The organism is Sulfitobacter indolifex, from assembly GCF_022788655.1.
GTDB lineage: Bacteria > Pseudomonadota > Alphaproteobacteria > Rhodobacterales > Rhodobacteraceae > Sulfitobacter > Sulfitobacter indolifex.
The window spans coordinates 2617918-2641722 of sequence record NZ_CP084951.1; the positions used below are offsets into that span (position 1 = coordinate 2617918).

The 23805-nt window shown below is 61.7% G+C and carries 19 protein-coding genes; 11 read left to right on the forward strand and 8 right to left on the reverse strand.

Translation table 11 applies throughout. The features are described from left to right. Nucleotides 1-51 precede the first annotated feature (51 nt). Together DSM14862_RS12865 and DSM14862_RS12870 are read right to left on the reverse strand one after the other, a co-directional pair. A complete protein-coding gene (locus DSM14862_RS12865; RefSeq protein WP_007117692.1) occupies nucleotides 52-1614 on the reverse strand; it encodes an ABC transporter substrate-binding protein in 1563 nt (520 codons plus the stop codon). A 112-nt stretch (nucleotides 1615-1726) separates the two neighbouring features. After that, the gene (locus DSM14862_RS12870; RefSeq protein ID WP_243254265.1) at nucleotides 1727-2386 is read right to left on the reverse strand and encodes a GntR family transcriptional regulator; all 660 of its coding nucleotides are present in this window, start codon (nucleotides 2384-2386) and stop codon (nucleotides 1727-1729) included. A gap of 122 nt (nucleotides 2387-2508) precedes the next feature. Between DSM14862_RS12870 and DSM14862_RS12875 the strand changes: the two genes are divergently transcribed. From DSM14862_RS12875 to DSM14862_RS12900, 6 genes are all read left to right on the forward strand, one after another. Continuing rightward, nucleotides 2509-3537, forward strand: coding sequence for a histone deacetylase family protein (locus DSM14862_RS12875; RefSeq protein WP_007117694.1), 1029 nt, complete (start codon nucleotides 2509-2511; stop codon nucleotides 3535-3537). Beyond that, entirely contained in the window at nucleotides 3534-5096 is a 1563-nt protein-coding gene (locus DSM14862_RS12880) for an acetolactate synthase large subunit (RefSeq protein ID WP_007117695.1), read from the forward strand. Before DSM14862_RS12875 ends, DSM14862_RS12880 begins: the two co-directional genes overlap by 4 nt. Nucleotides 5097-5114: 18 nt before the next feature. Further along, nucleotides 5115-6404, forward strand: a complete 1290-nt coding sequence (locus DSM14862_RS12885) for an ArgE/DapE family deacylase (protein ID WP_007117696.1) — start codon at nucleotides 5115-5117, stop codon at nucleotides 6402-6404. Then, nucleotides 6401-7513 carry a phosphotransferase gene (locus DSM14862_RS12890; RefSeq protein WP_007117697.1) on the forward strand — a complete coding sequence of 371 codons (1113 nt, stop codon included), beginning with the start codon at nucleotides 6401-6403 and terminating at the stop codon, nucleotides 7511-7513. The genes DSM14862_RS12885 and DSM14862_RS12890 overlap by 4 nt, the downstream gene beginning before the upstream one ends. 4 nt (nucleotides 7514-7517) lie before the next feature. Beyond that, nucleotides 7518-8849, forward strand: a complete 1332-nt coding sequence (locus tag DSM14862_RS12895; protein WP_007117698.1) for an aspartate aminotransferase family protein — start codon at nucleotides 7518-7520, stop codon at nucleotides 8847-8849. A 195-nt stretch (nucleotides 8850-9044) separates the two neighbouring features. Then, nucleotides 9045-9926: a lytic transglycosylase domain-containing protein gene (locus tag DSM14862_RS12900; protein WP_007117699.1), complete on the forward strand. Its 882-nt coding sequence runs from the start codon at nucleotides 9045-9047 to the stop codon at nucleotides 9924-9926. A 73-nt stretch (nucleotides 9927-9999) separates the two neighbouring features. Here DSM14862_RS12900 and DSM14862_RS12905 read toward each other — a convergent pair whose 3' ends face one another. Next, complete coding sequence (locus DSM14862_RS12905; protein ID WP_007117700.1) at nucleotides 10000-10146, reverse strand: hypothetical protein; 147 nt, start codon at nucleotides 10144-10146, stop codon at nucleotides 10000-10002. 786 nt (nucleotides 10147-10932) lie between these two features. Between DSM14862_RS12905 and DSM14862_RS12910 the strand changes: the two genes are divergently transcribed. From DSM14862_RS12910 to DSM14862_RS12920, 3 genes are all read left to right on the forward strand, one after another. After that, nucleotides 10933-12750 (forward strand): cation:proton antiporter, encoded by a 1818-nt coding sequence (locus DSM14862_RS12910; protein ID WP_007117701.1) that lies wholly within the window; start codon nucleotides 10933-10935, stop codon nucleotides 12748-12750. Nucleotides 12751-12936: 186 nt separating this feature from the next. After that, nucleotides 12937-13269, forward strand: a complete 333-nt coding sequence (locus tag DSM14862_RS12915) for a hypothetical protein (protein ID WP_131541652.1) — start codon at nucleotides 12937-12939, stop codon at nucleotides 13267-13269. Between the two features lie 43 nt (nucleotides 13270-13312). Beyond that, a complete protein-coding gene (locus tag DSM14862_RS12920; protein ID WP_007117703.1) occupies nucleotides 13313-13804 on the forward strand; it encodes a copper chaperone PCu(A)C in 492 nt (163 codons plus the stop codon). A gap of 217 nt (nucleotides 13805-14021) precedes the next feature. Here the strand turns inward: DSM14862_RS12920 and DSM14862_RS12925 are convergent, their stop codons facing one another. The 4 genes from DSM14862_RS12925 to DSM14862_RS12940 all read right to left on the reverse strand — a co-directional run bounded on the left by DSM14862_RS12925 (nucleotide 14022) and on the right by DSM14862_RS12940 (nucleotide 18124). Beyond that, the gene (locus DSM14862_RS12925; RefSeq protein WP_007117704.1) at nucleotides 14022-14828 is read right to left on the reverse strand and encodes an ABC transporter permease; all 807 of its coding nucleotides are present in this window, start codon (nucleotides 14826-14828) and stop codon (nucleotides 14022-14024) included. Beyond that, the gene (locus DSM14862_RS12930) at nucleotides 14821-15588 is read right to left on the reverse strand and encodes an ABC transporter ATP-binding protein (RefSeq protein WP_007117705.1); all 768 of its coding nucleotides are present in this window, start codon (nucleotides 15586-15588) and stop codon (nucleotides 14821-14823) included. The genes DSM14862_RS12925 and DSM14862_RS12930 overlap by 8 nt, the downstream gene beginning before the upstream one ends. An 81-nt stretch (nucleotides 15589-15669) precedes the next feature. Next, nucleotides 15670-16929 carry a cation:proton antiporter gene (locus DSM14862_RS12935; RefSeq protein WP_007117706.1) on the reverse strand — a complete coding sequence of 420 codons (1260 nt, stop codon included), beginning with the start codon at nucleotides 16927-16929 and terminating at the stop codon, nucleotides 15670-15672. A 175-nt stretch (nucleotides 16930-17104) separates the two neighbouring features. After that, nucleotides 17105-18124, reverse strand: a complete 1020-nt coding sequence (locus tag DSM14862_RS12940; RefSeq protein ID WP_007117707.1) for an ABC transporter substrate-binding protein — start codon at nucleotides 18122-18124, stop codon at nucleotides 17105-17107. 123 nt (nucleotides 18125-18247) lie between these two features. Between DSM14862_RS12940 and DSM14862_RS12945 the strand changes: the two genes are divergently transcribed. Together DSM14862_RS12945 and rpe are read left to right on the forward strand one after the other, a co-directional pair. Further along, complete coding sequence (locus DSM14862_RS12945) at nucleotides 18248-21454, forward strand: 2Fe-2S iron-sulfur cluster-binding protein (protein WP_007117708.1); 3207 nt, start codon at nucleotides 18248-18250, stop codon at nucleotides 21452-21454. Nucleotides 21455-21520: 66 nt separating this feature from the next. Next, nucleotides 21521-22210: a ribulose-phosphate 3-epimerase gene (rpe, locus tag DSM14862_RS12950; protein ID WP_007117709.1), complete on the forward strand. Its 690-nt coding sequence runs from the start codon at nucleotides 21521-21523 to the stop codon at nucleotides 22208-22210. Nucleotides 22211-22256: 46 nt separating this feature from the next. Here the strand turns inward: rpe and DSM14862_RS12955 are convergent, their stop codons facing one another. Beyond that, the gene (locus DSM14862_RS12955) at nucleotides 22257-23756 is read right to left on the reverse strand and encodes a class I adenylate-forming enzyme family protein (protein WP_007117710.1); all 1500 of its coding nucleotides are present in this window, start codon (nucleotides 23754-23756) and stop codon (nucleotides 22257-22259) included. Between the last annotated feature and the right edge of the window lie 49 nt (nucleotides 23757-23805).

The window sequence follows — 23805 nt, forward strand, 5'->3', positions numbered from 1 at the left end:
ATCGCGCCCGAGCCGCCGAAACGGCCCGGGCCTTGAGCGTTGTCGCCCTGCTTATTTGTCGATCCAAACGTCGCGGAACCCGTCGTTCACCCCAAAGGCGGTGTTGACGGGGTTTTTGACGTCACAGCGGTAGATCGTGGGGAAGCCCAGTTCCAAGAGCCAGATGTTCGGCACGTCCTCGACGATTTTGTCTTGGATTTCCTTGTATGCCGCCTTGCGCTCTTCGGGGCTGGCCATCAGCGCCGCTTCGGCGAACAGCTTGTCCGTCTCAGCGTTTTGATAATTCGCCACGTTGTTCCAAGGCGAACCGGGAGCGGCATTGTCGCCCATATAGGTCCGCGAAACACCAAGTGCCGGGTCGCCGTATTGGTAGAGGTAGGTAAAGGCGAGATCAAAGTCGCGGTCCGCGACCTTCTGGTTCCAACCCGCCACGTCCGAGGGCACGATCTCGGTCGTCATGCCGATCTCGCTCAGGTTTTGTTTGACCGCTTCGGCCCAGCGCTGCCAAGTCTCACCGTAGGGCAGACCAAGAATGCGGATGGTTTCGCCGTCATAGCTGCTTTCTTCCAGCAGGGTTTTGGCTTTCTCTGGGTCAAAGGTGATGTCCGGTGTCTCACCGTCATAGAACCTGGTGGAGGACGACAGCGGCCCGGTCGAGACCTTGCCCAACCCATTCCAAAGCGCGTCCTTGGCGAACTGACGGTCGATGCCATGCATGATCGCCTTGCGCACCTTCACATCGTCGAGCGGCTTGTTGTCGTTGTTCACCCACATCCAAGACAGCGGGCCAAAGTATTCCCAGCCTTTGTCGGTGATGCAGGTGTTGTCCATCGCCTGAATACGCGCCACATCGAAGTTTTCGACCGAGCCGCCGGGCAGCACATCAACTTTGCCGGTCTCATAAGCCACGGCGCGCGACGCCGCGTCGGGGATCACGTGGTAATAGACTTCGTCCACATAGGGTTTGCCCTCCATGTAGTAGTCGTCGTTCTTGACCAGATGGATGAAGCTGCCCTTTTCCCATTTGTCGAACTTGAAGGGGCCGGTGCCGATAGGCGTGTTGTTCGCCTCATTGTTGGCGAAATCCGTGCCCTCATAGATGTGTTTTGGGATCATCGGCGCGGTGCCGGGCTCAAAGATACCGATGAAGGGGCCGAAGGGCTGCTTTAGGTTGAACACGACCGTGTGGTCATCAGGCGTCTCGATGCTCTCGACATGCTCCATATAGGTGCGCATCCGCGAGTGGCTTTCGCGCAGGAACTTATCCATGGAGAATTCAACATCCGCCGAGGTAAACGGCTCTCCGTCATGGAAAACCACGCCTTCGCGGAGTTTGAAGGTATAGGTCTTGCCGTCTTCTGAAATCTCCCAAGATTCAGCCAATTGGCCTTCGGGCTTCAGATCGAAATCATAACGCAGCAGGCTTTCATAGATATCGCCGCCGACCATCTGCGTTGGGCCGTTCTGCACGAGGCCGAGCATCAAGCTGGGCGGTTCTGGCTGGATCACAACGTTCAGCGTGCCGCCGGATTTGGGTGCGCCGTCTTGCGCCGCGAGTGGTCCGGCCATCGCCAGCGCCAAAACGGCTGCCGTTAATTTAGTGGTGTTTAGCATTTAAATCCCCATTGGTTTTCAATGAATCCCGCCCCTTCAAAGCGTCCGATCTTTTGCCGGCTAATGCATTCGACTGGTACGAGGCCCGCGCGACGCACGGGACTTTGCTCTCTCATTCGTTGGTGGTGAATGATGCGATGTATCTGATGATCCCCTCCTTTGCGTCATCAATGTCAGCGCGCATTCCCGCGGCTGCCGCAGCAGGGTCGCGGTTCTCGCAGGCTGCAATAATCGTCTGGTGGTGTCTAACCAGCCCGACCTGCTCGCGCGCGTAATACCCGGCAATCAGCGGCCCCATACGCAGCCATAGCCCGCTGAGAATAGCCAACAGGATTGGCATTTCAGCCGCTTCGACCAGCGCGAAATGGAACTCTTGATTGTATTTAACCGCCTGCGGCCAGCGTCCGGCCTGTGCTGCGACCCCGTTGCGCTCCACGATCTTTTCCAGACGGCGGATTTCTTTTGGGCCCACCCTCTCGGCCGCACGGCCTGCGGCGAAACCTTCCAACTCGCGCCGGATGCTGGCGATCTCAAGATACTGCGCCTCGGTCAGCACGGGCACCCGCACATCGCGGATGCTGCGCTGCTCCAGCGCTTCCTCGCGCAGCAGCCGCTGCACCGCATCCCGCACAGGGGTCGAACTGGTGCCCAGCCGCTCTGCCAACCCCCGAATGGTGACCTTTTCATTCGGTCGCAGCTTGCCACTAACCAAGTCTTGGCAAAGCCGCTCATAGATAGCATCGCCCAATGAAACTTGACTAATTTCGGCCATTGCGCCCTCATTCTTGCCAGTTAATTTCGACCAGATTTGATGCATGATGCATCATTTCTATTGAGCCTGCAAATTAAAACTGCAATGCTCCGCCGCAATGACATCAGACCACAGGGAATGTGATGAAAGTCTTTTTCGACGAACGCCAGCTTGGCCATGCGCCGACCCATTACTTTCGGCGCGGCGCAGCGATGCCGCATCAAGAACAGCCCCAACGTGCTGAAATTTTACGCGATATGTTAATCAGCGAAGGGTTTGAGATTACCAAACCCCAAGATCACGGGCTGGCCCCGATCAAGGCCGTGCACAACCCAGATTACGTCGACTTCCTGCCCGACGCCCACGCCCGTTTTGTCAAAAGCGCAGGCCCAGAGGCGCTGGCCATCCCAACCATGCACCCCGGCGTGCGGCGCGGAAAGGAACCCAAGGACATTCACGGCCAATTGGGTTGGTGGATGACCGACACCTCGACCCCGTTGACCGAAGGATCATGGGACGCGGCCTATTGGTCTGCCCAAACCGCCGTGGAGGCCGCTGAGACCGTAGCAGCAGGTGCCCGCGCCGCCTATGCGCTTTGCCGTCCGCCCGGCCACCACGCGATGCGCGATTGCTCAAACGGGTTTTGCTTTTTCAACAACGCCTGCATCGCCGCCCATCATCTAACCCAGACCTACAAGAAGGTCGCGCTGATCGACGTGGATGTGCATACGGGCAATGGCTCGCTCGACATCCTCTATGAACGCGGCGACATCTTCTTTTGCTCGCTCCACCCTGACCCCGCGACCTACCCCACCTTCTATCTCGGCCATGCCGATGAAACGGGCGAAGGCGACGGGGCGGGCAAATCGCTGAACCTGCTGCTGGAACAGGGCGCGAGCCAAGATGATGTGCTGGCGTTGCTGGATAAAGGCATCGCCGCGATCCGCGATTTCGGAGCCGAGGCGCTGGTGATCTCACTGGGCTTTGACATGGCGGCCGATGATCCGCTGGCGGCGGTGAACGTTTACCCCGATGGCTTTGCCGAAATGGCGCGGCGCTTGGCGGCGATGAACCTTCCCACGGCATTGGTTCAAGAGGGCGGCTATCTTGGCCCATCGCTGGCCGATAACGCAAAATCCTTTCTCACGACATTCCGCGAGGCCACAGCATGAGCAAGACACCCAAAGAGATGAACGGCGCAGAAAGCGTTGTCCGCAGTCTGCACGCGGGCGGGGTCGACGTTTGTTTTGCCAATCCCGGCACGTCAGAGATGCAGTTTGTCGATGCGCTGGACCGCACCAAGTTGATGCGCTGCGTCTTGGGCCTGTTCGAAGGCGTGGTGACCGGCGCCGCCGATGGCTATGCGCGCATGGCCGGGAAACCGGCGGTGACCCTGCTGCACCTCGCGCCCGGCTTTGCCAATGCCGCCGCCAATCTGCACAACGCCCGCAAGGCGCGGGTGCCGATAGTCAATCTTGTGGGCGATCATGCCCTGCGGCACCAGAAATACGACGCCCCCCTGTCGGCAGATGTCGAAGGCGCCTGTGCGCCGTTTAGCGATTGGGTGCGCTCTGGCCGCGATGCGGGCAGTTTTGCCGCGGACGCGATGACAGCATTGGCCGTGGCGCAAAGCAAGCCGGGCAAGGTTGCAACGCTGATCGCACCAGCCGATATCGGCTGGGACGCGGGCGGCAAAATGGCCGAGACCGTGGCCCCCGCCGCCCCTGCCCCGTTAGATGAACGCGCCCTAGATGCGGCAATCAACGCTTTGGAGAGCGATGAGAAAACCGTTTTGCTGATCGGCAGCGCGGTGCTGGAAAGCCAAGAAGCGATGGCGCTGCTGCATGGCATCGCAGCAAAGACTGGGGCCGACATCCTCGCCCCAACCTCGAACCGCCGGATGGAGCGTGGGCAGGGCCGTTTTGCGATCAACAAAGTCCCCTACCCGATCAACGCGGCCCTTGAATGTCTTGCCCCCTACAGCCGTGCGATCCTGATCGAGACGCCACCCCCCGTGGCCTTCTTTGCCTATCCCGGCAAGCCGAGCCTGCTGCTGCCAGTCGATTGTCACACCGTCACATTGGCCGCCGTTGATGCGGATGGCCCGACCGCGCTGGCCGCACTTGCCGACCGTATTGGTGCGAAACCAGCCACGCCCCAAGATCACGAACGGCCCGCCGCACCGCAGGCAGGCGGCATCACCCTGCAAAACCTCGGCGCGGCTTTGGCCAATGCGCTGCCGGAGGATGCGATTGTGGTGGATGAAGCCGTCTCCTCGGGCGGGGCCACCTTCCCCGCGGGCGATAGTGCTGCGCCGAACACCTGGCTCGCGCTGACCGGCGGGTCGATTGGTATCGGAATCCCCCTCTCCGCCGGGGCCGCCATTGCCTGCCCCGACCGCCCGGTGATCACCCTGCAAGCTGATGGGTCGGCGATGTACACCATTCAGGGGCTTTGGACCCAAGCGCGGGAGAACTCCAACGTCACCACCATCATCCTTGCCAACCAATCCTATGAGATCCTCAAAGGCGAGCTGCACAACGTCGGCGCGCAGCCCGGCCCTGACGCGCTGAGCATGTTGAACCTTGATCGCCCGCAGTTGGATTTCGTCGCAATGGCCAAGGGCATGGGCGTGCCGGGCAAACGTGTCGAAGACATCACCGAGCTGATGCGTGCCATCGAAGACGCGGCGAAAGAGCCCGGCCCCTTCCTCATCGAAGCGATGCTCTAACCCCCGAAAGGACACGACATGACCCTCGATCCTGATCTGAAATCCCGCATCCTTCAGGCTGTTGAAGATGGGTTTGCCGAGCAAGTGAGCTTTACCCAGCAGCTGGTGCAGACCCCTTCCCAGCGCGGCCAAGAACATGCGATCCAAGACCTGCTGTTTCGCGGCTTGCAGAGCCGTGGCTATGCGATGGATCGCTTCAAAATGGACCGCGCCGCGATTGAGGCGCACCCCGGCGGCTCGAAATATTCCGACGATCACTCCGACGCGCCCATCGTTGTCGGCATCCACCGCCCGCGCGATGAGACGGGCCGCTCGCTGATCCTGCAATCGCATCTCGATGTGGTCCCCGAAGGGCTGCACGACATGTGGGATGACCCGCCCCTGTCGGCCAAGATCGACGGCGATTGGATGTATGGCCGCGGCGCAGGCGACATGAAGGCGGGTGCTGCGGCGAATATCTTTGCCCTAGACGCGCTGCGCCGCATTGGGCTGCAACCAGCGGCGACCGTCTATGTGCAATCCGTGGTGGAGGAGGAATCCACTGGCAACGGCGCGTTGCAGACCTTCCTACAAGGCTACACCGCCGATGCGGTTTTTATCCCCGAGCCGGAGGAAGAGATGCTGGTGCGCACCAACACCGGCGTCATCTGGTTTCAGGTGCAGGTGCGTGGCGTACCCGTCCATGTGCGCGAAATGGGCGAAGGGGCCAATGCGATTGATGCGGCCACCCGGGTTATGACCGCCCTGCGCGAGATGGAGGAAGACTGGAACGCCGAGAAAGGCGAGCACCCGCATTTCGAAGACGAAGCGCATCCGATCAACCTCAACATCGGTAAGATCGAAGGCGGCGATTGGGCGTCCTCCGTGCCGTCATGGTGCAACATCGACTGCCGCGTTTCCATCTATCCGGGCCGCAGCGCGGAGGACGCCGCACGCGAGATCACCGAGCGGGTCAAAGCCTTTGCCCAGACCGACAGCTTCCTGTCCAACAACCCGCCCGAAGTGGTCTTTAACGGCTTTCACGCTGAAGGCTATGTGCTGGAGCCCGGCAGCGATGCCGAAGCCGTGCTGGAACGCGCCCATGAAAGTGCCATCGGCGCGCCGTTGCAGTCGTTTATGACAGCGGGCTATCTCGATACGCGGGTCTATGCGCTTTACAACAAGATCCCCGCACTCTGCTACGGGCCAAAATCGCGCAACATCCATGGGATCAACGAGTCCGTCAGTCTCAGTTCGGTCAAAAAAATTACCCAAGCCATGGCGCTGTTCATCGCCGAATGGTGCGGGACCGAGGACATCACCCCATGACCGAGGTCGGGATCACGCCACAGGGCGGCTTGCCCCCCTTCCTCAGCGGCGTGCGGGTCGAAGAGAGCGGCAACAAGACCGATCTTCTGGCGCAAGACCCGCCCGCCTTTGACGCGGCACTCGCGGCAGAGGTTGCCTTGCAGCGCTATGGTATCTCGGGTGAGATCAAGCCACTGGCGGCAGAGAAGGACGCGAACTTCCTAATCACCCTGCCAAGCGGCGAAGAGGCGCTGCTGAAGATCACCAATGCCGCCGAAGAGCGTACCGTGACCGATATGCAGACCGCCGCTTTGATGCATTTGGCCGCCGCTGATCCCGACCTGCCCGTGCAGCGTATCTGCGCCAGCCTTAGCGGCAAGGCCGCTGAGATCGCCACCGCCGCCGATGGTCAGTCGCATGTCGTGCGTTTGATGACCTTCCTTGGCGGCACTGTCCTCAGCAATGCCGCGCCCCAGCCCGGCCTTCACCGCGCTTTGGGGGATTTCCACGCGCGGGTGGCACTGGGTTTGCGCGGATTTTTCCATCCCGCGGGCGGGCATTTTCTGCAGTGGGACATCAAACAGGCGGGCCATTTGCGCCCTCTGCTGGCGGATGTGCAGGACGCCGCATTGCGCGCCCAACTGGGGCGCACCCTTGATCACTTCGATGCAGAAGTCGCGCCGCAATTGCCGCATCTACGGGCACAGGTCGTGCATAACGACTTCAATCCGCACAATATTCTGGTCGATGGCCCACAGGCGCAGCATCCCGTCGGCCTGATTGATTTCGGCGACATGGTGCATACCCCGCTGGCCTGCGATCTGGCGGTGGCATGCTCCTATCAACTCGGCCAAGGCGGTGAGCCGCTGCAAGATGTCTGCGAGATGGTCGCGGGATTTGCCAGACGCTTGCCGCTGGAGCCGGATGAGATCGCGCTGCTGCCCAGCCTGATCCGTCTGCGCCACGCCACCACATTGGCCATCGGCGCGTCCCGCGCGCGGCGCTATCCCGACAACGCCCCCTATATCCTGCGCAACGCCGCCGCCTCTCAACGTGGGCTGGCCGCATTGGACCATGTCGGCGACGCCGCCGCGATCGAAACACTGCACCGCGCTGCGGGAACGGAGTGACCCCATGACCATGATCAACGCCTACGACAGCGCTCAGGCGGATGCCCTCAGCCCAGCCGACCGCGCCCTGATCGACCGCCGCGCCAAGGCGCTCGGCCCCGCTTACCGGCTATTCTATGACCAGCCGCTGCACATCCAGCGCAGCGAAGGCGTTTGGCTCTGGGACAAGGACGGGCGCAAATACCTTGATGCCTATAACAACGTCGCCTCGGTCGGCCATTGCCACCCCCGCGTTGTCGAGGCGATCACACAGCAGTTGGGCGTGCTGAACACCCATACCCGCTATCTACATGAAAACGTTGTGGCTTATGCAGAACGGCTGCTGGCCACCATGCCCGACGCGCTTGGCCATGTGATGTTCACCTGCACCGGGTCAGAGGCGAATGACATCGCCCTGCGCATGGCCCGCAGCTATACCCGGCGCGAGGGCGTGATCGTCACCCGGCTTGCCTATCACGGGCTGACCGAGGCGGTGGCGGAACTGTCCCCTTCCTTGGGCGACTTCACCCCGCGCAGCCCGCGGATCCGGCTGATTGACGCGCCCGACACGCTGCGCATCCCGGCTGCAGAACAAGGCGCAAAACTCGCCGCTGATCTGGCCCAAGCGATTGCCGAAATGCGCGCCGATGGGATCGAGCCTGCAGCCTTCATCGTCGACACAGTCTTTTCCAGCGATGGGCTACACCCTGATCCGGCGGGATTCTTGCAACCGGCGGTCGAACTGATCCGCGCCGAAGGTGGGCTTTTCATCGCGGACGAGGTGCAAGCCGGTTTTGCCCGCACAGGGGATGCCTTCTGGGGATTTCAGCGGCATGGGTTGGTGCCCGATTTGGTCACCATGGGCAAACCGATGGGCAATGGCTTCCCTCTCTCCGGCACCGCGATGCGGCCGGAACTGGTGAAAGAATTTGGTGAGAAGGCCCGCTATTTCAACACCTTCGGTGGCAACCCGGTGGCCGCTGCGGCAGGCATGGCGGTGCTCGACGTAATCGCGGATGAGGGATTGCAGAACAATTCCGCAAAGGTCGGCGGGTTCCTGAAAGACGGATTGCAAGAGATCGCCACGCGCTATCCCGAGATCGGTCATGTACGCGGCGCGGGGCTGTTTCTAGCGGTCGAATGCGTCACCTCGCGCGAGACCAACGCGCCTGACGCTGCTCGGGCAAAGTTTGTCGTCAATCATCTGCGCGAGAATGGCGTTTTGATCAGCGCCACGGGACCGGGCGCGAATATCTTGAAAATCCGCCCGCCGCTTGTGTTGCAGCAGGCAGAGGCGCAAGTGTTTCTTGATGCGGTAGAGGTCGCCCTTGCCGCGGCTGGGGCCGAAGGCAGTTAGCGCCAAACTGCCTGCTCCCTCACCGCCTCTCGCGTAATTCCCGCTCTCGGGCATTGGTGAGCAATTCGGGGCCCATCTGCGGCAAGGAAGCCAAGCTGTTTGACAAGCGGTGGCCCGTTCATTCCCCTTCGGTTTAGCACGCGCCTACAACAGCAAGTGATTGACACGCCCAGCTGCAAACCGCACCACCTGTGTATGAGAGTTTGGTTCATCATTACCGCGCTGGTCTGGGCGCAGGCGGCATGGTCCGAGCCGCCGGACCGTCAGTGTTCCAGCACCAAGTGGGGGCAATCTCATTGTATCCGCAGCGCCCATTTCGTTTACGACACTTGCAATGCCATCGCTGTGTTCTCCGAACGCCACGGACTGAACACCGACTTTTTCGCGCGCCTGATCTGGCAGGAAAGCCGGTTTGATCCCAATGCACTAAGCCACGCGAATGCCCGTGGTATCGCACAGTTCATCCCGTCAACTGCCGCTCTGCGCGGTCTCAATGATCCCTATAACGCCGCTGATGCGCTGGAACATTCCGCGCAGTATCTGGCCGAAATGTCGCGCCGTTATGGCAACGAAGGGCTGGCTGCAATCGGCTACAACGGCGGCGAGCGTCGGGTCGAAGGCTTTTTGCAAGGGGGCGGCTTGGCTGGTGAGACAATCGCTTACGTCCCCATCATCACAGGGTCGGACGCCGAAATATGGCGCGATGCACCGCCAAAGAACCCAGACTTCCGCCTGTCCAAAACCGAAGACTTTCTGCCCGCCTGCTACGCCATGGGAAAGGGCCGCCGCCTGACCCCGCTCAAACTGCCGGAACCGCCGCTGAAATCTTGGGGCGTGCAGATCGCCTTCGGCAAATCAAAGACGCTGGCGCAGGCCGCCTATGCGCGGCGCGTGGCCCTATGCCCCTCTACCCTCGCGGGCGAGAGGGCTGATTACATCAAGGTCAAACACCGCGCCAGCGGACAAAAGGGTTTCGTTATGGCCCGTGTCGGGCGCAACAGCCGCACAGCGGCGGATAAGCTTTGCAAAACAGTGCGGGCTTCGGGCTGCCCATGCGCCGTCTACGCCAATAATTAGAAATGCCCGCAGTTTGCGCTGTGCGCTGACTGGACGACGCCACGCTTTGATGCCGGGCATGCAGATGTAGAGATCAGGGGGCACGCCGCCCTTTGAAGCCTTTAGGACCTCCGGCGAAATCGGCTTCGATCAGCGGCATCGCGGGCAGCACCCCGTCGATGGCCAAGGCGGTCATCACCGTCAGCGCGACATATAGGGCAAAGCGCTCAGTCCTGTGCAACGGTTGGTCCCAAAATCGTTCTTTTTATGGTCGCAGTTTCAGCATAGCGGCTTTGGGGCGAGGCTGCAGCATCCGTTTTTGTTGGCTTTGGATCATACGTCGGCTGGTACATCTGCAGGCTCAGCAGCGTATGATGTGGCAAGCGCTTAGTCTGCGGTACTTTTCGCATCTCCAGTCCTTAATCCATATGCGATGATCCGCGCGTCAGAACCTTCCGTCGCCACACACGCATCTCATTTGAAGGCAGGCATTCCGCACCAAGACGGCTGGGTGGTTCGATAAAGCGTCTTCGGCTTCTTGCGGATAAATGTTTACGCCACCGGAGATAATCATGAATGATTTTCTGTCGGTTAGATAAAGATAGCCCTGAGTCTCGACCCTGCCGATGTCTCCCAAGGTCGTCCAGCCTTTCTGCCACTGAGCGCAATATCCCGGCGAGGGTGGAATTGTATTTGAAGATTGGGCACGCGCAATTTGAGGTTGGGTTAAACGGGTCCCAGATTGCCCGGGGTTTCTGGATCAGCCGAGACCGTGCCGCCGACATGTTGGCGTGCTCGGACCCCACCGAACTGCACCTATCTCGGGTTTCCGTGCTCGATCTTTACACGATTTGGTTGACTATTGGATGATCAGCTTACCTTCTGCACTGTCTGCTCAACTGCGTTCATTGCAACCAAAGATTGAACAGATACAGACCATAGCAGTCGCAGAACGTTCCCCTAAGAGGGTAGCGGGCACCCGCGCGACCGAGTAGCGTAGCGCTTAGAAAAGAACGGTGAAGACTATATGGCACTAGCAGAAACAGCAGGGTTGGCCCCCGTCTTGGCATTTGCGCTTGTGGGCGCTCTGGGTGTGGGGAGCCAATGGCTGGCGTGGCGGCTGCGGATGCCATCGATCGTGCTGATGTTGCTTGCCGGGCTGATTGTTGGCCCGGTGTTGGGCATTCTCAACCCGGCGGAACAATTCGGGGATATGTTGGGGCCGGTGATTGCCATTGCGGTGGCCATCATCCTTTTCGAAGGCGGGATTACCCTGAATTTCCACACGCTGCGCGACGCTGCGACCGGCGTCAAACGGCTGGTGGTGTTAGGGGCGCCGCTGGGCTGGCTCGCCTCCGCCTTGACGCTGCACTTCGTCGCCGGGTTAAGTTGGGCCACGTCAGCCGTGTTTGGCGGGATCATGATCGTCACCGGCCCAACGGTCATCGCGCCCTTGTTGCGACAAGCCAAATTACAAAAACGCCCCGCTGCCCTGCTGCAATGGGAGGCTATCGTCAACGATCCGGTTGGCGCATTAGCGGCCGTGCTGGCGTTCCAAGTGGTAATGGTGCTTGAAACCGCCAGTTCCGCGGGCGGGGCGGCGCAGGAATTGGCCATTGGCATTGCTGTGGCAACGCTGCTTGGCATTGCGGGCGGCTGGGGCATCGCCCGCGCCTTCCGTCTGGCCTATGTGCCTGAATATATGAAGGTTCCGGTGCTTTTCGTCGTCCTGCTCGCGGTCTTTGCCCTGGCGGACTTCGTGTTGCACGAATCTGGTCTGCTCGCGGTCACGATTATGGGCATTTGGATCGCCAATGCCCACCTGCCCAGCTACACAGAGTTGCGGCGTTTCAAGGAACAGGCGACTGTCCTGCTCGTCTCGGGTGTCTTCATCCTTCTGGCCGCCAATATGAGTTGGGCCGCGCTGCGGTCGTTGGATATGACCGCTCTTCTATTTGTGCTTGCGGTAATTTTGATCGCCCGGCCTTTGCCGGTGCTTATCGCCTTAGCATTTTCTGACGTGCCGTGGCGCGAGCGCCTTTTGGTCGCGTTTACCGGCCCCCGCGGGGTGGTGTTGGTTGCGGTCGCGGGGCTGTTCGGCGAACGGCTGGTCGAGATCGGCATCACCGATGCTGCCAGCATTGCCCCCCTCGCCTTTGCGCTTGTTGCGGCCACGGTCGTTCTGCACGGTTTTACACTGACACCTTTGGCCCGGCTGCTTGGGCTTACCGCGTCCGCAAGTCCGGGCGTTATCATCTTGGGCGGATCGCGCTGGTCTGTCGCCTTGGCCGAAGCGCTCAAGAAAATGGATTTGCAGGTGATCATTGCTGATCCAAACCATGCCCATCTGCGCAGTGCGCGAGATGCCGGAGTGCAGACGTACTTTGGCGATATTCTGTCTAAAGAAGCCGAAGAACGGCTCGACCTGGTGGCCTATGACAAGATCATCTGTGCCACCGACAACGACGCCTATAACACACTCGTCGCCACTGATTTGGCACCAGAATTCGGTCGGGAGAACGTGTTTCAGTTAAAACGTGTTCGAGAGTCCAGCGCGCGCCACGCCTTGCCAGCCACATTGGGCGGTCAAGCGATTGGCGGCGACAAGACCTATTTCGAAGCCAATGCGCTTATTTCCGATGGATGGGAATTTCGTGTGACCGGATTATCGGAAGAGTTCACCCTAGAACAATGGCGCGTGAAGAACCCCGAAGCGATCCCAATTGCCGAGCTTGAAAAAGGCGGCGAACCACGTTTCTTACGGCCGGACTCCGCGCCGAGAAACACCACTGATGTGGAGCTTCTATCCCTATCGCCACCCAAGCCGGTGCAGCGTGACAGCTGACCCGACGCTTTATATAAGAGCGTTATCAGAACGTTTCGTAGACGCGCACCCATCTCAGCCAACACTTCCCCCCCCCGCCCTATGACATCACGTCGCAGATCGCCGCGCGCACTGGCGTTGCAGCATCCGCGGCGATATCACCCCTCTATGACCGTCGCTTCGCGCATATCTTCGCTGTGGGTTTCTATGACCCTATTGCTGGTTCTGGCCCTTGCCAGCCTGCCTTTCGCGCACCGCGCGACCGCGCAGACACAACAAGACCCGGCATTCATCGCCTTTATCCAAGCTGGCGGCACGCTGAGTGACCTTTGCGATGGCCCGCTCGACGGTCAAAGCCATGCCGCATTAGATTGCGAAACCTGCCGGATCGTCAATGCGTTGATCCTGCCCGCGCGGGCAGATGTTTTGCTGCCCTCAGAGCAGGCAGGCTTTGCAGCGCCGCAGGCTGTGCGCCCGCGTTGGATTCCGCGCAGCCCAGCCGGAGCGCCCCCACCCCTTCGGGGTCCGCCGATGATCTGATCTGTCGCCCTCACAAGCACTTAATCAGACATTGGAAACTCACATGAAAACTTTCTACACCGCAGTTTTGGCTGCTCTCCTCGCGCTGCCCGCCGCCGCGCATGAATATACCGCAGGGGACATTGTCGTCGATCACCCGATGGCATTTGAAACCCCAAAAACCGCCCGCGTCGGTGGCGGCTACTTGACGATTACCAATGGCGGAGACACCGCCGACCGTCTGGTCAGCATCACCGCCGAAGGCTTTGACGAAGTGTCGATCCATGAGACCACAACCGACGACATGGGCGTGGCGCGCATGTCGCATGTTGATGGCGTCGAACTGCTCGCGGGTGAGACGGTTACGCTGGTGCCCGGCGGGCTCCACATCATGTTTATGGGCCTTGACGGTGATCCGTTTGAGGTCGGTGAGAAAATCCCTGCGACCCTGACCTTTGAGAAGGCTGGCACGCTCGACGTTACCTTCAACGTTGAAAGCCGCCGGGGCCATAATGCGGATGAGATGGAACACTCAAACCATGAGATGAACCACTAAGTCCGTCGATCCTAATGAGGTGCCGCAAGGCGTGGATCGGCCCGCTTCAGCGCCTCTGCCTCTCGGGCAGTGGCGCTGTTGTCGGTGGCGCTCGCGGCCCATACGCGGGGCGAGCAGACCATGACTCCACGTGTTTGTTCGGGCTTTTATAGAGCGCCTAATGGCGCAGGTCGTGGCGGTGCTTTGGTGTCCCTGCGGGCGGGCGCTGGCCCGCGTGCTAGACCCGCCAGCTCAACACCCGCCGCTCAATCGCGGCAACGACCGAAGACACCGCGACGCCGAGCAGCGACAGGATCACCACACCCGCAAACAAACGCTCCAGATCATAAAGGCTCCCGGCCTGCAGGATATACGCCCCGATGCCATATTCCGCGCCCAGCATCTCTGCCGCGACCAGCAGAATGATTGCAATCGTCAGCGAAATCCGCAGCCCCGAAAGGATCCCCGGCATCGCGCCGGGCACCACGATCTTCGACACGATCGACCACCAGCCAAGGCCAAAGCTTTGCCCCATACGGATCAGCACCCGGTCCACATTGTCGACCGCCGCATAGGTGGCGACCACCGTGGGCGTGAAAGTGCCAAAGGCGATGAGGGCATATTTGCTCATTTCATCAATGCCAAACCAGATGACAAACAGCGGCAGCAGCGCGATCTTGGGAATGGGAAAGATTGCCGCCACCAAGGGCACCAGCCCCGCGCGGGCCAAGGAAAACAGCCCGATCAGCACGCCGATCCCGATCCCCAACGAAGCACCGATCAGCGCGCCTATGGCCAAACGAGACAGCGAGGGGCCGAGATGTTTGAACAGCATCCCTGACTGGTAAAGCTCCTGAAACGTCAGCAACACATCGCTGGGCCGGGGCAGTGTCAGGGCCGAGATAAAGTCACTACGCGTGCCCCATTCTGCCAGCAGGATCAGCACGACAAAAACCGCAAGCCCTACGCCGCGCCGCGTGCCGGGCTGGAAACCACCGCCGCGAAACGTGACTTCGCGGGCGTTTGCATCTGTCATCTCAACCATCAATCAACTCCGCATCCGCCGCCGCGGCCTCATCGCGCATCAGCCCCCAAAGGTGCTGTTGCTGTGCCTCCAACACCGGGTCGCCATGGCGGCGCTCGGCCAGAGGCATGTCTAACTCCACCACTTCGCGAATCTCTCCCGGACGGCGCGAGAGCACGACGATCTTATGCCCCAGCCGCACCGCTTCGGCGAGGTTGTGGGTCACATAAACCGCCGTGAAAGGCTGCCGCGTCCAGAGTGCCACGAGGTCATCCATCAAGAGCTCGCGGGTCTGACTGTCGAGCGCGCTCAACGGCTCGTCCATCAGCATCACCGCCGGGTTGACCGCCAGTGCACGGGCAATCGCCACACGCTGCTTCATCCCGCCCGAGAGTTGCTTGGGCAGGGCATCGGCAAAATCGGTGAGCTTGGTCCGCGCCAGCACGTCGGCGATGATCGCCTCGCGCTGCGCCTTGCCCAGCCCATGATCCTCTAGCACCAGCGCCACATTGCCGCGCACCGTGCGCCACGGCAGCAGGGCAAAATCCTGAAAGATGTAAGTGAGCGGGTTCAGACAGCCCTCAGGCGCATCGCCCATTTGCAGCACGCGGCCTTCGCTGGGCCGTTCCAACCCGCCGAGCATGCGCAGTAGGGTGGATTTGCCACAGCCCGAGGGACCGACGATGCAAACGATCTGACCAGAGGGAATGTCGAGCGTGATGTCACGCAGCACTTGGCTGTCGCCATAGTAATGGCTGACGGAGGAAAGCTTGAGGTCCATGCCGCCCTTTTCCGGCAAAATCGCCCCACGCGCAATGTGCGATCCGCGCGCCGGGGCAGTCGCCCTCCGCCAGTGGCGCGCTTAAGGCTGCTCACCCTCTTTACTGCTTAGCCCATCCACCGCGATTCCGGCGGTAAAGCCATGCACCAAGGTCGAGACGAGGATCGCAAACCCCACCATTGCCCAAAGCGGCTCTTCATCCAGAAACTCCACCTTCCCCGCCGCATAGGCCAGATAGTAGATCGAACCGATCCCGCGGATGCCATAAAGTGCCACGACCCAGCGGGGGCGCGTCTCAAGGGGCGATCCCAAAAGCGCCACCCACCCCGCCAAGGGGCGCACGACAAAGATCAATGCCAGCACGATCACCGCGCCGGCGAGGGTCAGATCGGCCAGCAAGGTGGGCAGCACCGCGCCGATTGCCACCAGCAGCAGCGCCGTCAGCGCGTGTTCAACGGCAGCGGTAAAGTCATGCAAACGGCGGTGGAATTCGTGGTCTGCCTCAACCCGCCGGATCACCAGACCGGCCACTGCCACGGCGATAAAGCCATAGCCTTCGACCAGTTCCGTGGTGCCATAGCACAAAAGCACGCCCGCCAAGGCCACCACGCCCGAGGAAGTCTCGGCCAAAACCGCCTTACGCGGCACGACGAACAAGACCTGCCCCAAGGCCCAACCGCCCGCCGCACCCATCGCGGTGCCGACAGCGATGCGCCAAAAGACATCGCGCGCCAACCACTCGACGCCCCAAGACGCCGGGGCCAGCCCTTCTGCCGCGACCAATATCCCAAGGTAGACAAAGGGGAACGCCAAACCGTCGTTCAGCGCCGCCTCGGTCGTCAGGGCAAAGCGCACAGGATGCTCGCCCCCCTCTTGCGGCGGGCCAACCTGCACGTCCGCGGCCAGCACGGGATCGGTCGGGGCCATCACTGCGCCCAGCAAAATGGCCCCGGCAGCGGTCATCCCGGCAAACGCCCAGCCCATCACCGCGACCGATAGGATCGTCAGCGGCATCGTCAGGGCCAAAAGCCGCGCCGTAGGCCCCCAGCGGGACCAGTCCGAAAGCTTGTCAATCCGCAGCCCCGTCGCAAACAGAGCAACGATCACGCAAAGCTCCGATACGATCTCCCAAGGGAAAGGATACGCGCGTGGGTCAGGAAAAGCTGGCATGCCGGGGACAAGCGCAAAGATCCCCATGCCTAAAAGGATCAAAAGCCCCGATGCCGCGGGCTCACGTCGGCTGACGAAGCGCGGCAGCCAATGGGCGAGGATCACGACCATCCCGACGGCTCCCAAAGCGATATGATAGCCGTCTAGGGCGAAAAAGCTGCCGTCGCTCACTGCAAATTCCCGTTTTCTGGTCAGGGCTTTGACCCCGCATTAGCATCAAAGGTATCTTGGCCCGACGGCATTGCCAGTCATAGCTGCCGGAAATCGCCCCGCGCCCGGCCAAAGACAAAGGCGCGCCCGTATTGGACGCGCCCTGCAAAGCGATCTGTTATGCCTAAGGCGGCGTTTAGCTGCCCATCGTCTCAACATAAGAAGTGTCGATCAGCGTCTCTAGCGTGATGTCGGCATCAACCAGCCCTTCGGACTGGAACCACTCCAACTGATCCCGCACCGAAGCAACATTGAGCATCGCACCTTCGTTCAGGCGCATGGTGCCATTGATGATCGACGGCGCTGCCTTGTCGCGCGGGCGGTCGGTGTAGACGTATTTATGGATCAGATCGACCATTTCATCCACGCCCGCATCACCGCCGTCCTTGGCGATCATCGCGGCGTTATAATCGGCCACGCCCTTGGAATACCCGGCGAGGAAATTCTTGGTCATTTCCTGCTCATCACTGGCGTTCTTGGTCGAGGTAAAGACCGTGGTGACCTGATAATCCGGCAGATAAGTCGCCACATCGCCGATGATATGCACGGCACCTGAGCCTGCCAGCGGCTTGGCGATATGCGGCACGATGGACCAGGCATCAATCTGCCCCGTCTTCAGCGCGCCAATGACTGCGCCGACCTTTTGCAGCGGTTTGAATTTGAGGCTGATCCCCTCGGCCGCGGCCATTTTGGCGCCCATATAGTGGAAGGACGACCCGGCCTGCGTCATGCCAAAGCTTTTGCCATCCAGCATGCCCGGTTCGGTAATCCCCGCCTGATAGGCGGCGTCGGAGACAAGAAACTTCTGCCCGTCGATGCCCTGCTCTTCTTGCAACGCGCCACCGATAACCTTGACCGCGCCCTTTTGTGCCAAGGACACCAGACCGCCGGAGATCGCCGTTACAGCATAGTCCACATCTCCGCTGGCAATCGCCACGGCCATCGGTTGCGCCGCCTCAAAGAACCGCAGCTCAACGTCGAGCCCGGCCTCTTTGAAATAGTCCCGCTCAAAAGCGACAAAGCTGCCCGCGTGGCTGGTGAAACGCAGCGCGCCCACGGTGATCTTGCGGTTCTGCGCCAGTGCCGGAGCAGCCAGCCCCACGGCCGTTGCAGCGCCCAAAGTTGCGATGGCCTGACGGCGGTTGAATAGGGTCATGATTTCACTCCTCCAATTTTGCCGCAGCATGGTCGGCGGCTATGCCGAAAGTCAAGCGAGAGCGCCTTTTGTGGCTGCGGGCGGGGGCTGGTATATCAATTCAAAGCGTGGCATCGATTTGCCATGAAGCTCTTCTCATCCAAGACCCGCCCCATGCACCTCGGCCCCTTTCCTTTGGAGCGGCTGCGCCGGTTGCATGCACCCCATGACCAACTGCCGGATGCGCCCATGCCGGTACTGCGTTTTGAGCGGCCCGAGACGCCCCAAAGCATCTGCAACGCCATGGCCCCCTTCCAAGCGATGATGGACGTGCTGCGCGACGGGCCGGTCAACACGGCGGGCGCGGTGATCCCCGAAAGCCCGGTGGAACGGGCCAATCACCTTAAATCATTTGGTTATTACAACGACGCTTCGATGATGGGCGTCTGCGCCCTACCGCAGAAGGCGCATCTTGCCACGCCCCGGCGCAGCGAAGGCACCGCGCAACTGGCCGAATTTCTTCGCAGCCGTCAGACCAAGACGCTCGCCGCTGGGGTGGATGTCATCATGGCGAACCTGCGCGATGCGGTGGACGCGCCCGAGACCTCGATCGACGCTCACAGCCACGCGCTGGTGCTTCTCACCGCCCACCCCCGCGACCCGCGCGAAGATGAGCCGGGCAGCGATTGGATCATGGACGCCCAAGCCGAGCGCGCCTGCCTGCGCGGGACTGAAAATGCCACCGTGCTGGCCGAATATATCCGCCAGTTGGGCTTCGCGGCCAAGGTGCATTCAGGCACCACCTCTGATGTGAACCTCGGCCAATTGGCCGTGGCGGCGGGGCTGGCGGTTTGGGAAGACGGCACACTGCAAGCGCCGTGGATCGGGCCGCGCTTCGGGCTTGCTGTGGTGACGACTGACATGGAGCTTGCGCCCGATATGCCGCTCGCCCCGCTCTCCGAACAACCGTGGTCGGTGATCAAAGGTCCGCACTGGCAGCTTGGCACCCACGGCGGCGTCAGCGCCCGCGATGTCGATCCTTATGCACGGCGCGACTATGCCGCAGGCCCGCACCCATTCGAGACGCTTAAACGGGTAGAAGAGCCGACCACCTATATCGACGCGCCGAATGTGCCGCGCGTGCCAAAGCGCGGCGATCTTTTCGCACGCGGGCAGTTCGGCGACATGGGGCCAAAGGTGCAGAACGCGATGAAAGGCGGCCACCATGTGGTGAAATCCGCCCCCTCCGCCGCGCAGCGCCGCTTGCTGGGCGCGCTGATCTTGCTGCAAGATGGCCCGGTGAACGACGCCGCGCCCGCAATGACGGACAGCGCCCGCAATGCCGCGAACCTCAAGGCGGCAAGCTATTTCCTCGGCGCCGATGCCGCGGGCCTCTCGGCCTGCCCCGATTGGACATGGTACAGCCATGACGCCACCGGCACCCCGATCACCCCGCCGCATGACCAAGCGCTGAGCCTAATCATTGACCAAGGGTTCGACACGATGGAGGGGTCTTCGGGCGACGACTGGATTGCCGTCTCGCAATCCATGCGCGCCTATCTGCGGTTTTCCATGTTGGGTGGCGTGATGGCCCAGCATCTGCGCAACCTCGGCCATTCCGCCAAAGCGCATACGGTGATGGACGGCGATGTGCTGCAACCGCCGCTGCTGTTGCTCGCGGGCTTGGGCGAAGTCTCTCGCATCGGCGAAGTGATCCTCAATCCCTTCCTCGGCCCGCGCCTGAAATCTGGCGTGGTCAGCACGACACTGCCTGTGACCCACGACAGACCCATCGACTTCGGCCTGCAAAAATTCTGCGAAGCCTGCAACAAATGCGCCCGCGAATGCCCCTCGGGCGCGATCACCGCTGGGCCAAAACGCATGTTCAATGGCTATGAAATCTGGAAATCCGACAGCCAGAAATGCGCCACCTACAGGATCACCAATCAAGGCGGCGCGATGTGCGGACGCTGCATGAAGACCTGCCCGTGGAACCTCGAAGGGCTGTTCGCCGAAGCGCCCTTCCGTTGGGCCGCGTCCAACATCCCCGCCGCCGCACCGCTGCTGGCCAAGCTGGACGACAAGGTCGGCAAGGGCCGCCTTAACCCGGTGAAAAAATGGTGGTGGGACATCGAGCGCAAGCCCTCGGGCCAATTCGACACCCCTGCCCAGCCCGTTAACGCCCGTGACCTACAGCCCGATCTTGACCTCAAGTTCAAAGACCAAACGCTCGCCGTTTACCCCGCTCCGCTGGCCCCGCACCCTTGGCCCTACCCCGATCCGATGAACCGCGAAGCCGGGATTGCCGCCCATGCCGCGCTGCTGAGCGCCGATGAACACCGCCGCAAAACGGCCGCTGGCGACACCGATCACCTCCATCTCTACAAGGTCGGCAGCGACACCCCCGTGCTCGACCTGCGGATCACCGAGGTGACCCGGCTGAACGCGACCACCGCCCTTTATGACATTGCCCACCCCGAAGGCCACGACCTGCCCGAATGGACCGCAGGCGCGCATCTCGATCTGGTCGTCGCGCCCGAATTCCTGCGCCCCTATTCGCTGCTGGGCGACCCGAGTGACCGCAAACGCTACCGCATCGCGGTATTGCGCGAAGACGCGGGCCGGGGCGGCTCGGCGTTGCTGCACCGGGTCTTTACCAAAGGGCGGCGGATCTTTGTTGGCAAGCCGGTGAACCACTTTGAACTGGTCGAGGACGCGCCGCATAGCCTGCTCATGGGCGGCGGCATCGGCATCACGCCAATGATCGCCTTTGCCTATCGATTGCACGCCCTTGGGCGACCCTTTGACCTGCATTATTCCGCCTCTACCCGCGAAGCCGCGGCCTTTGCCGAGGAACTTGCGCAAGCGCCTTGGGCCGACCGGGTACACCTGCATATCTCGTCCGAGAACACCCGCGCCGACCTATCTGCAATCATGGAACGCGCAGCACCGGGCACCCATGTCTACACCTGCGGGGCGGATGCTTACATGCAAGCGGTCATGGCCGCTGCCGAGGCTGCGGGCATCCCCGAGGACGCCCGGCATCTGGAGTATTTTTCGACCCCCGAAGTGCCGGATTACGTCAATCACCCCTTCACGCTGAAACTCACCTCGGGCCGCGAAATTCCCGTCTCGAAGGACGAGACCGCCGCCGACGCCCTCATTGCGGCAGGCGTGGCAGTGGACCTAAAATGCAGCGATGGCATCTGCGGCGTCTGCAAATGCGGACTGCGCGGTGGCGAAGTCGAACACCGCGACTTCGTGCTCTCGGCCAAGCAGCGCGAGGGCGCAATCATCCTGTGCCAATCCCGCGCGGCCAAGCCGGATGGCGTGCTGGAGGTCGATCTCTAGCCCCTCTTTCCCCGAGCGCAGTCAAGGGTTAAGAGGGGCCAACCCCTGCAACAAAGGCCCTGCCCCATGACCTTCGACCGTTCGATCAAGATCGCCCCCTCCATCCTCGCCGCTGATTTCGCCAATTTTGGTGCCGAATGCGAAGCCATTGAGGCCCAAGGCGCGGACTGGGTGCATGTGGACGTGATGGACGGGCATTTTGTGCCCAATATCACCTTCGGCCCTGCCATGTGCGCGGCGATCCGGCCCCATATCAAGGGCGTGATGGACGTGCATCTGATGATCTCGCCCGTCGATCCCTATATCGACGCTTTCGCCAAGGCCGGTGCCGATGTGATCACCGCCCATGTTGAGGCTGGCCCCCACATCCACCGCACCCTGCAAGCGATCCGTGGCGCAGGCGTAAAAGCGGGCGTGGCGCTGAATCCCGGCACGCCAGCGAGCGCCGTGGCAGACATCCTCGACATGACCGATCTGATCTGTGTCATGACCGTGAACCCCGGCTTCGGCGGGCAAAAGTTCATCGATATGACTGCCAAGATCCGCACCCTGCGCGAGATGATCGGCGACCGCCCAATCCACATCGAAATCGACGGCGGCGTTGACCCCAAGACCGCGCCGCTGGTGGCGCAGGCCGGGGCCGATGTGCTGGTGGCAGGCTCGGCGGCCTTTAAGGGTGGTTCGGTCAGCAATCCCGCGCCTTACGGCGAGAACATCCGCGCGATCCGCGCCGCTGCCGAAGGCACCTACGCTTAAAAGCACCTCGGGGCGCGGAGCAAACCGCGCCCTCCCCCCCCCCTTTTTACGTCAGTTGATCGGCGAAGGCCGTCAGGAGACGATGCTTGAGGATCTTGCCCGTGGGCGCTGCGGGCAAGTCCGTCGCGATGATGATCTGCGCGGGGCGCTTGTAGCCGGTCAGCCGTTCTTTGACAAAGCTGCGCAACTCTTCAACCGTCACGTCGTCGCCGGGGGCTACCTGCACAAAGGCCAGCACTTCCTCATCCCCGTCCCGCTGCCGTCCGACCACCGCCGATTGCACCACACGCGGGTGATCATTCAGCGCGGCCTCGACTTCGGGCGGATAGACGTTAAAGCCGCCGTGGATGATCAGCTCTTTGCTGCGCCCTAGAATATGCAGCCGCCCATCCTCATCAAGCTTGCCCAGATCGCCGGTGTGCAGCCACCCTTCGGCGTCGATCGTTTTGTCGGTCTCTGTCGGGTTGCGGTAGTAGCCCTTCATCACATGCGGGCCGCGCACCAGCACCTCACCTTCGCCCGCGCCATTGCCGCCGGGGGCTTGGTCGTCGATCTTGCATTCGGTGCCGGGTGTGACCGGCCCGACAGAGGTGTCGGGCGAACCGAGCGCGTTGCTGGTCGCCGACGCGCCGGAACAGGTTTCGGTCATGCCAAAGCCGTTTTGCAGGGGCAGTTCATAGAATCCTTCCGCTTTGCGCTTCCACGCAGGATCCAGCGGCGCACCTCCCGAAGAAACATAGCGCAAGGTCGGGCTCGCAAGCTTCGCCATGCCGCCTTCGCGGGAATACTGCATTACCAGCGCATGCATCTGCGGCACCGCCGGCAGGATCGTGACATCTTCGTGGGTCGCGGCATGAAGCTTGGCTGCGGAGAAACGCGACTCCTGCCGCACTTTCGCACCCGCGCTCACTGCCGCCATCAACACAGAAACCAGCCCGAAAACATGGGTCATCGGCAAGACGCCGTAGACCACATCGCCCGGCACCATGTGCCGCAGGTCCGCCGAGGCCCGCGCGCCGAAGCGCAGGTTCTGATGGGTCAGCATCACGCCCTTGGGGTCGCCCGTGGTGCCGGTGGTATAGAGCAGTACAGCCACGTCATGCAGATCAGCGTCCGGGCTGCTGGGCAGCGGCGTGGCAAGGTGCAAGCTGCCAAAAGCGCCGGAGACCTCACGCGCGTTCAGCCGCGCCGCATGAGCCGCCGCGTCGGGGGAGACATCACAGGTCAGCAGCACCGCTGCGGGGGTGGCATGGTCGATGATGCGGGTGACTTCGGCTTCGGTCTGCCGGGCGTTCACGGGGATCGCCACCGCGTCCAACTCCCAACAGGCATAGAGCGAGGCAACCGCCGCGACACAGTTTTCCACCATCAAAAGCACGCGGTCGCCCGCCTGCACACCCGCGCTGCGCAGCTCAGCGGCCAAAGCCACCCGCGCGCGGTCCAGATCGGCGTAGTTCCAATCGGCACCGCTGGCGTCACTCAGCGCAGGCGCGTCTGGGCGGGTCGCCAATTGCTCCGCTAGAAAATCCTGTACCCTGGCGTTCATGGGTGTCTCCTCCTGCCTAAAAGCGCTACCCCTCCCCGGGTGGCGCTGC

Bases quoted from the DNA above. Each gene is read 5' to 3' on its own strand.
- DSM14862_RS12865 (WP_007117692.1), bottom strand. From the start codon at position 1,614: ATGCTAAACACCACTAAATTAACGGCAGCCGTTTTGGCGCTGGCGATG.
- DSM14862_RS12870 (WP_243254265.1), bottom strand. From the start codon at position 2,386: ATGGCCGAAATTAGTCAAGTTTCATTGGGCGATGCTATCTATGAGCGG.
- DSM14862_RS12875 (WP_007117694.1), top strand. From the start codon at position 2,509: ATGAAAGTCTTTTTCGACGAACGCCAGCTTGGCCATGCGCCGACCCAT.
- DSM14862_RS12880 (WP_007117695.1), top strand. From the start codon at position 3,534: ATGAGCAAGACACCCAAAGAGATGAACGGCGCAGAAAGCGTTGTCCGC.
- DSM14862_RS12885 (WP_007117696.1), top strand. From the start codon at position 5,115: ATGACCCTCGATCCTGATCTGAAATCCCGCATCCTTCAGGCTGTTGAA.
- DSM14862_RS12890 (WP_007117697.1), top strand. From the start codon at position 6,401: ATGACCGAGGTCGGGATCACGCCACAGGGCGGCTTGCCCCCCTTCCTC.
- DSM14862_RS12895 (WP_007117698.1), top strand. From the start codon at position 7,518: ATGACCATGATCAACGCCTACGACAGCGCTCAGGCGGATGCCCTCAGC.
- DSM14862_RS12900 (WP_007117699.1), top strand. From the start codon at position 9,045: ATGAGAGTTTGGTTCATCATTACCGCGCTGGTCTGGGCGCAGGCGGCA.
- DSM14862_RS12910 (WP_007117701.1), top strand. From the start codon at position 10,933: ATGGCACTAGCAGAAACAGCAGGGTTGGCCCCCGTCTTGGCATTTGCG.
- DSM14862_RS12915 (WP_131541652.1), top strand. From the start codon at position 12,937: ATGACCCTATTGCTGGTTCTGGCCCTTGCCAGCCTGCCTTTCGCGCAC.
- DSM14862_RS12920 (WP_007117703.1), top strand. From the start codon at position 13,313: ATGAAAACTTTCTACACCGCAGTTTTGGCTGCTCTCCTCGCGCTGCCC.
- DSM14862_RS12925 (WP_007117704.1), bottom strand. From the start codon at position 14,828: ATGGTTGAGATGACAGATGCAAACGCCCGCGAAGTCACGTTTCGCGGC.
- DSM14862_RS12930 (WP_007117705.1), bottom strand. From the start codon at position 15,588: ATGGACCTCAAGCTTTCCTCCGTCAGCCATTACTATGGCGACAGCCAA.
- DSM14862_RS12940 (WP_007117707.1), bottom strand. From the start codon at position 18,124: ATGACCCTATTCAACCGCCGTCAGGCCATCGCAACTTTGGGCGCTGCA.
- DSM14862_RS12945 (WP_007117708.1), top strand. From the start codon at position 18,248: ATGAAGCTCTTCTCATCCAAGACCCGCCCCATGCACCTCGGCCCCTTT.
- rpe (WP_007117709.1), top strand. From the start codon at position 21,521: ATGACCTTCGACCGTTCGATCAAGATCGCCCCCTCCATCCTCGCCGCT.
- DSM14862_RS12955 (WP_007117710.1), bottom strand. From the start codon at position 23,756: ATGAACGCCAGGGTACAGGATTTTCTAGCGGAGCAATTGGCGACCCGC.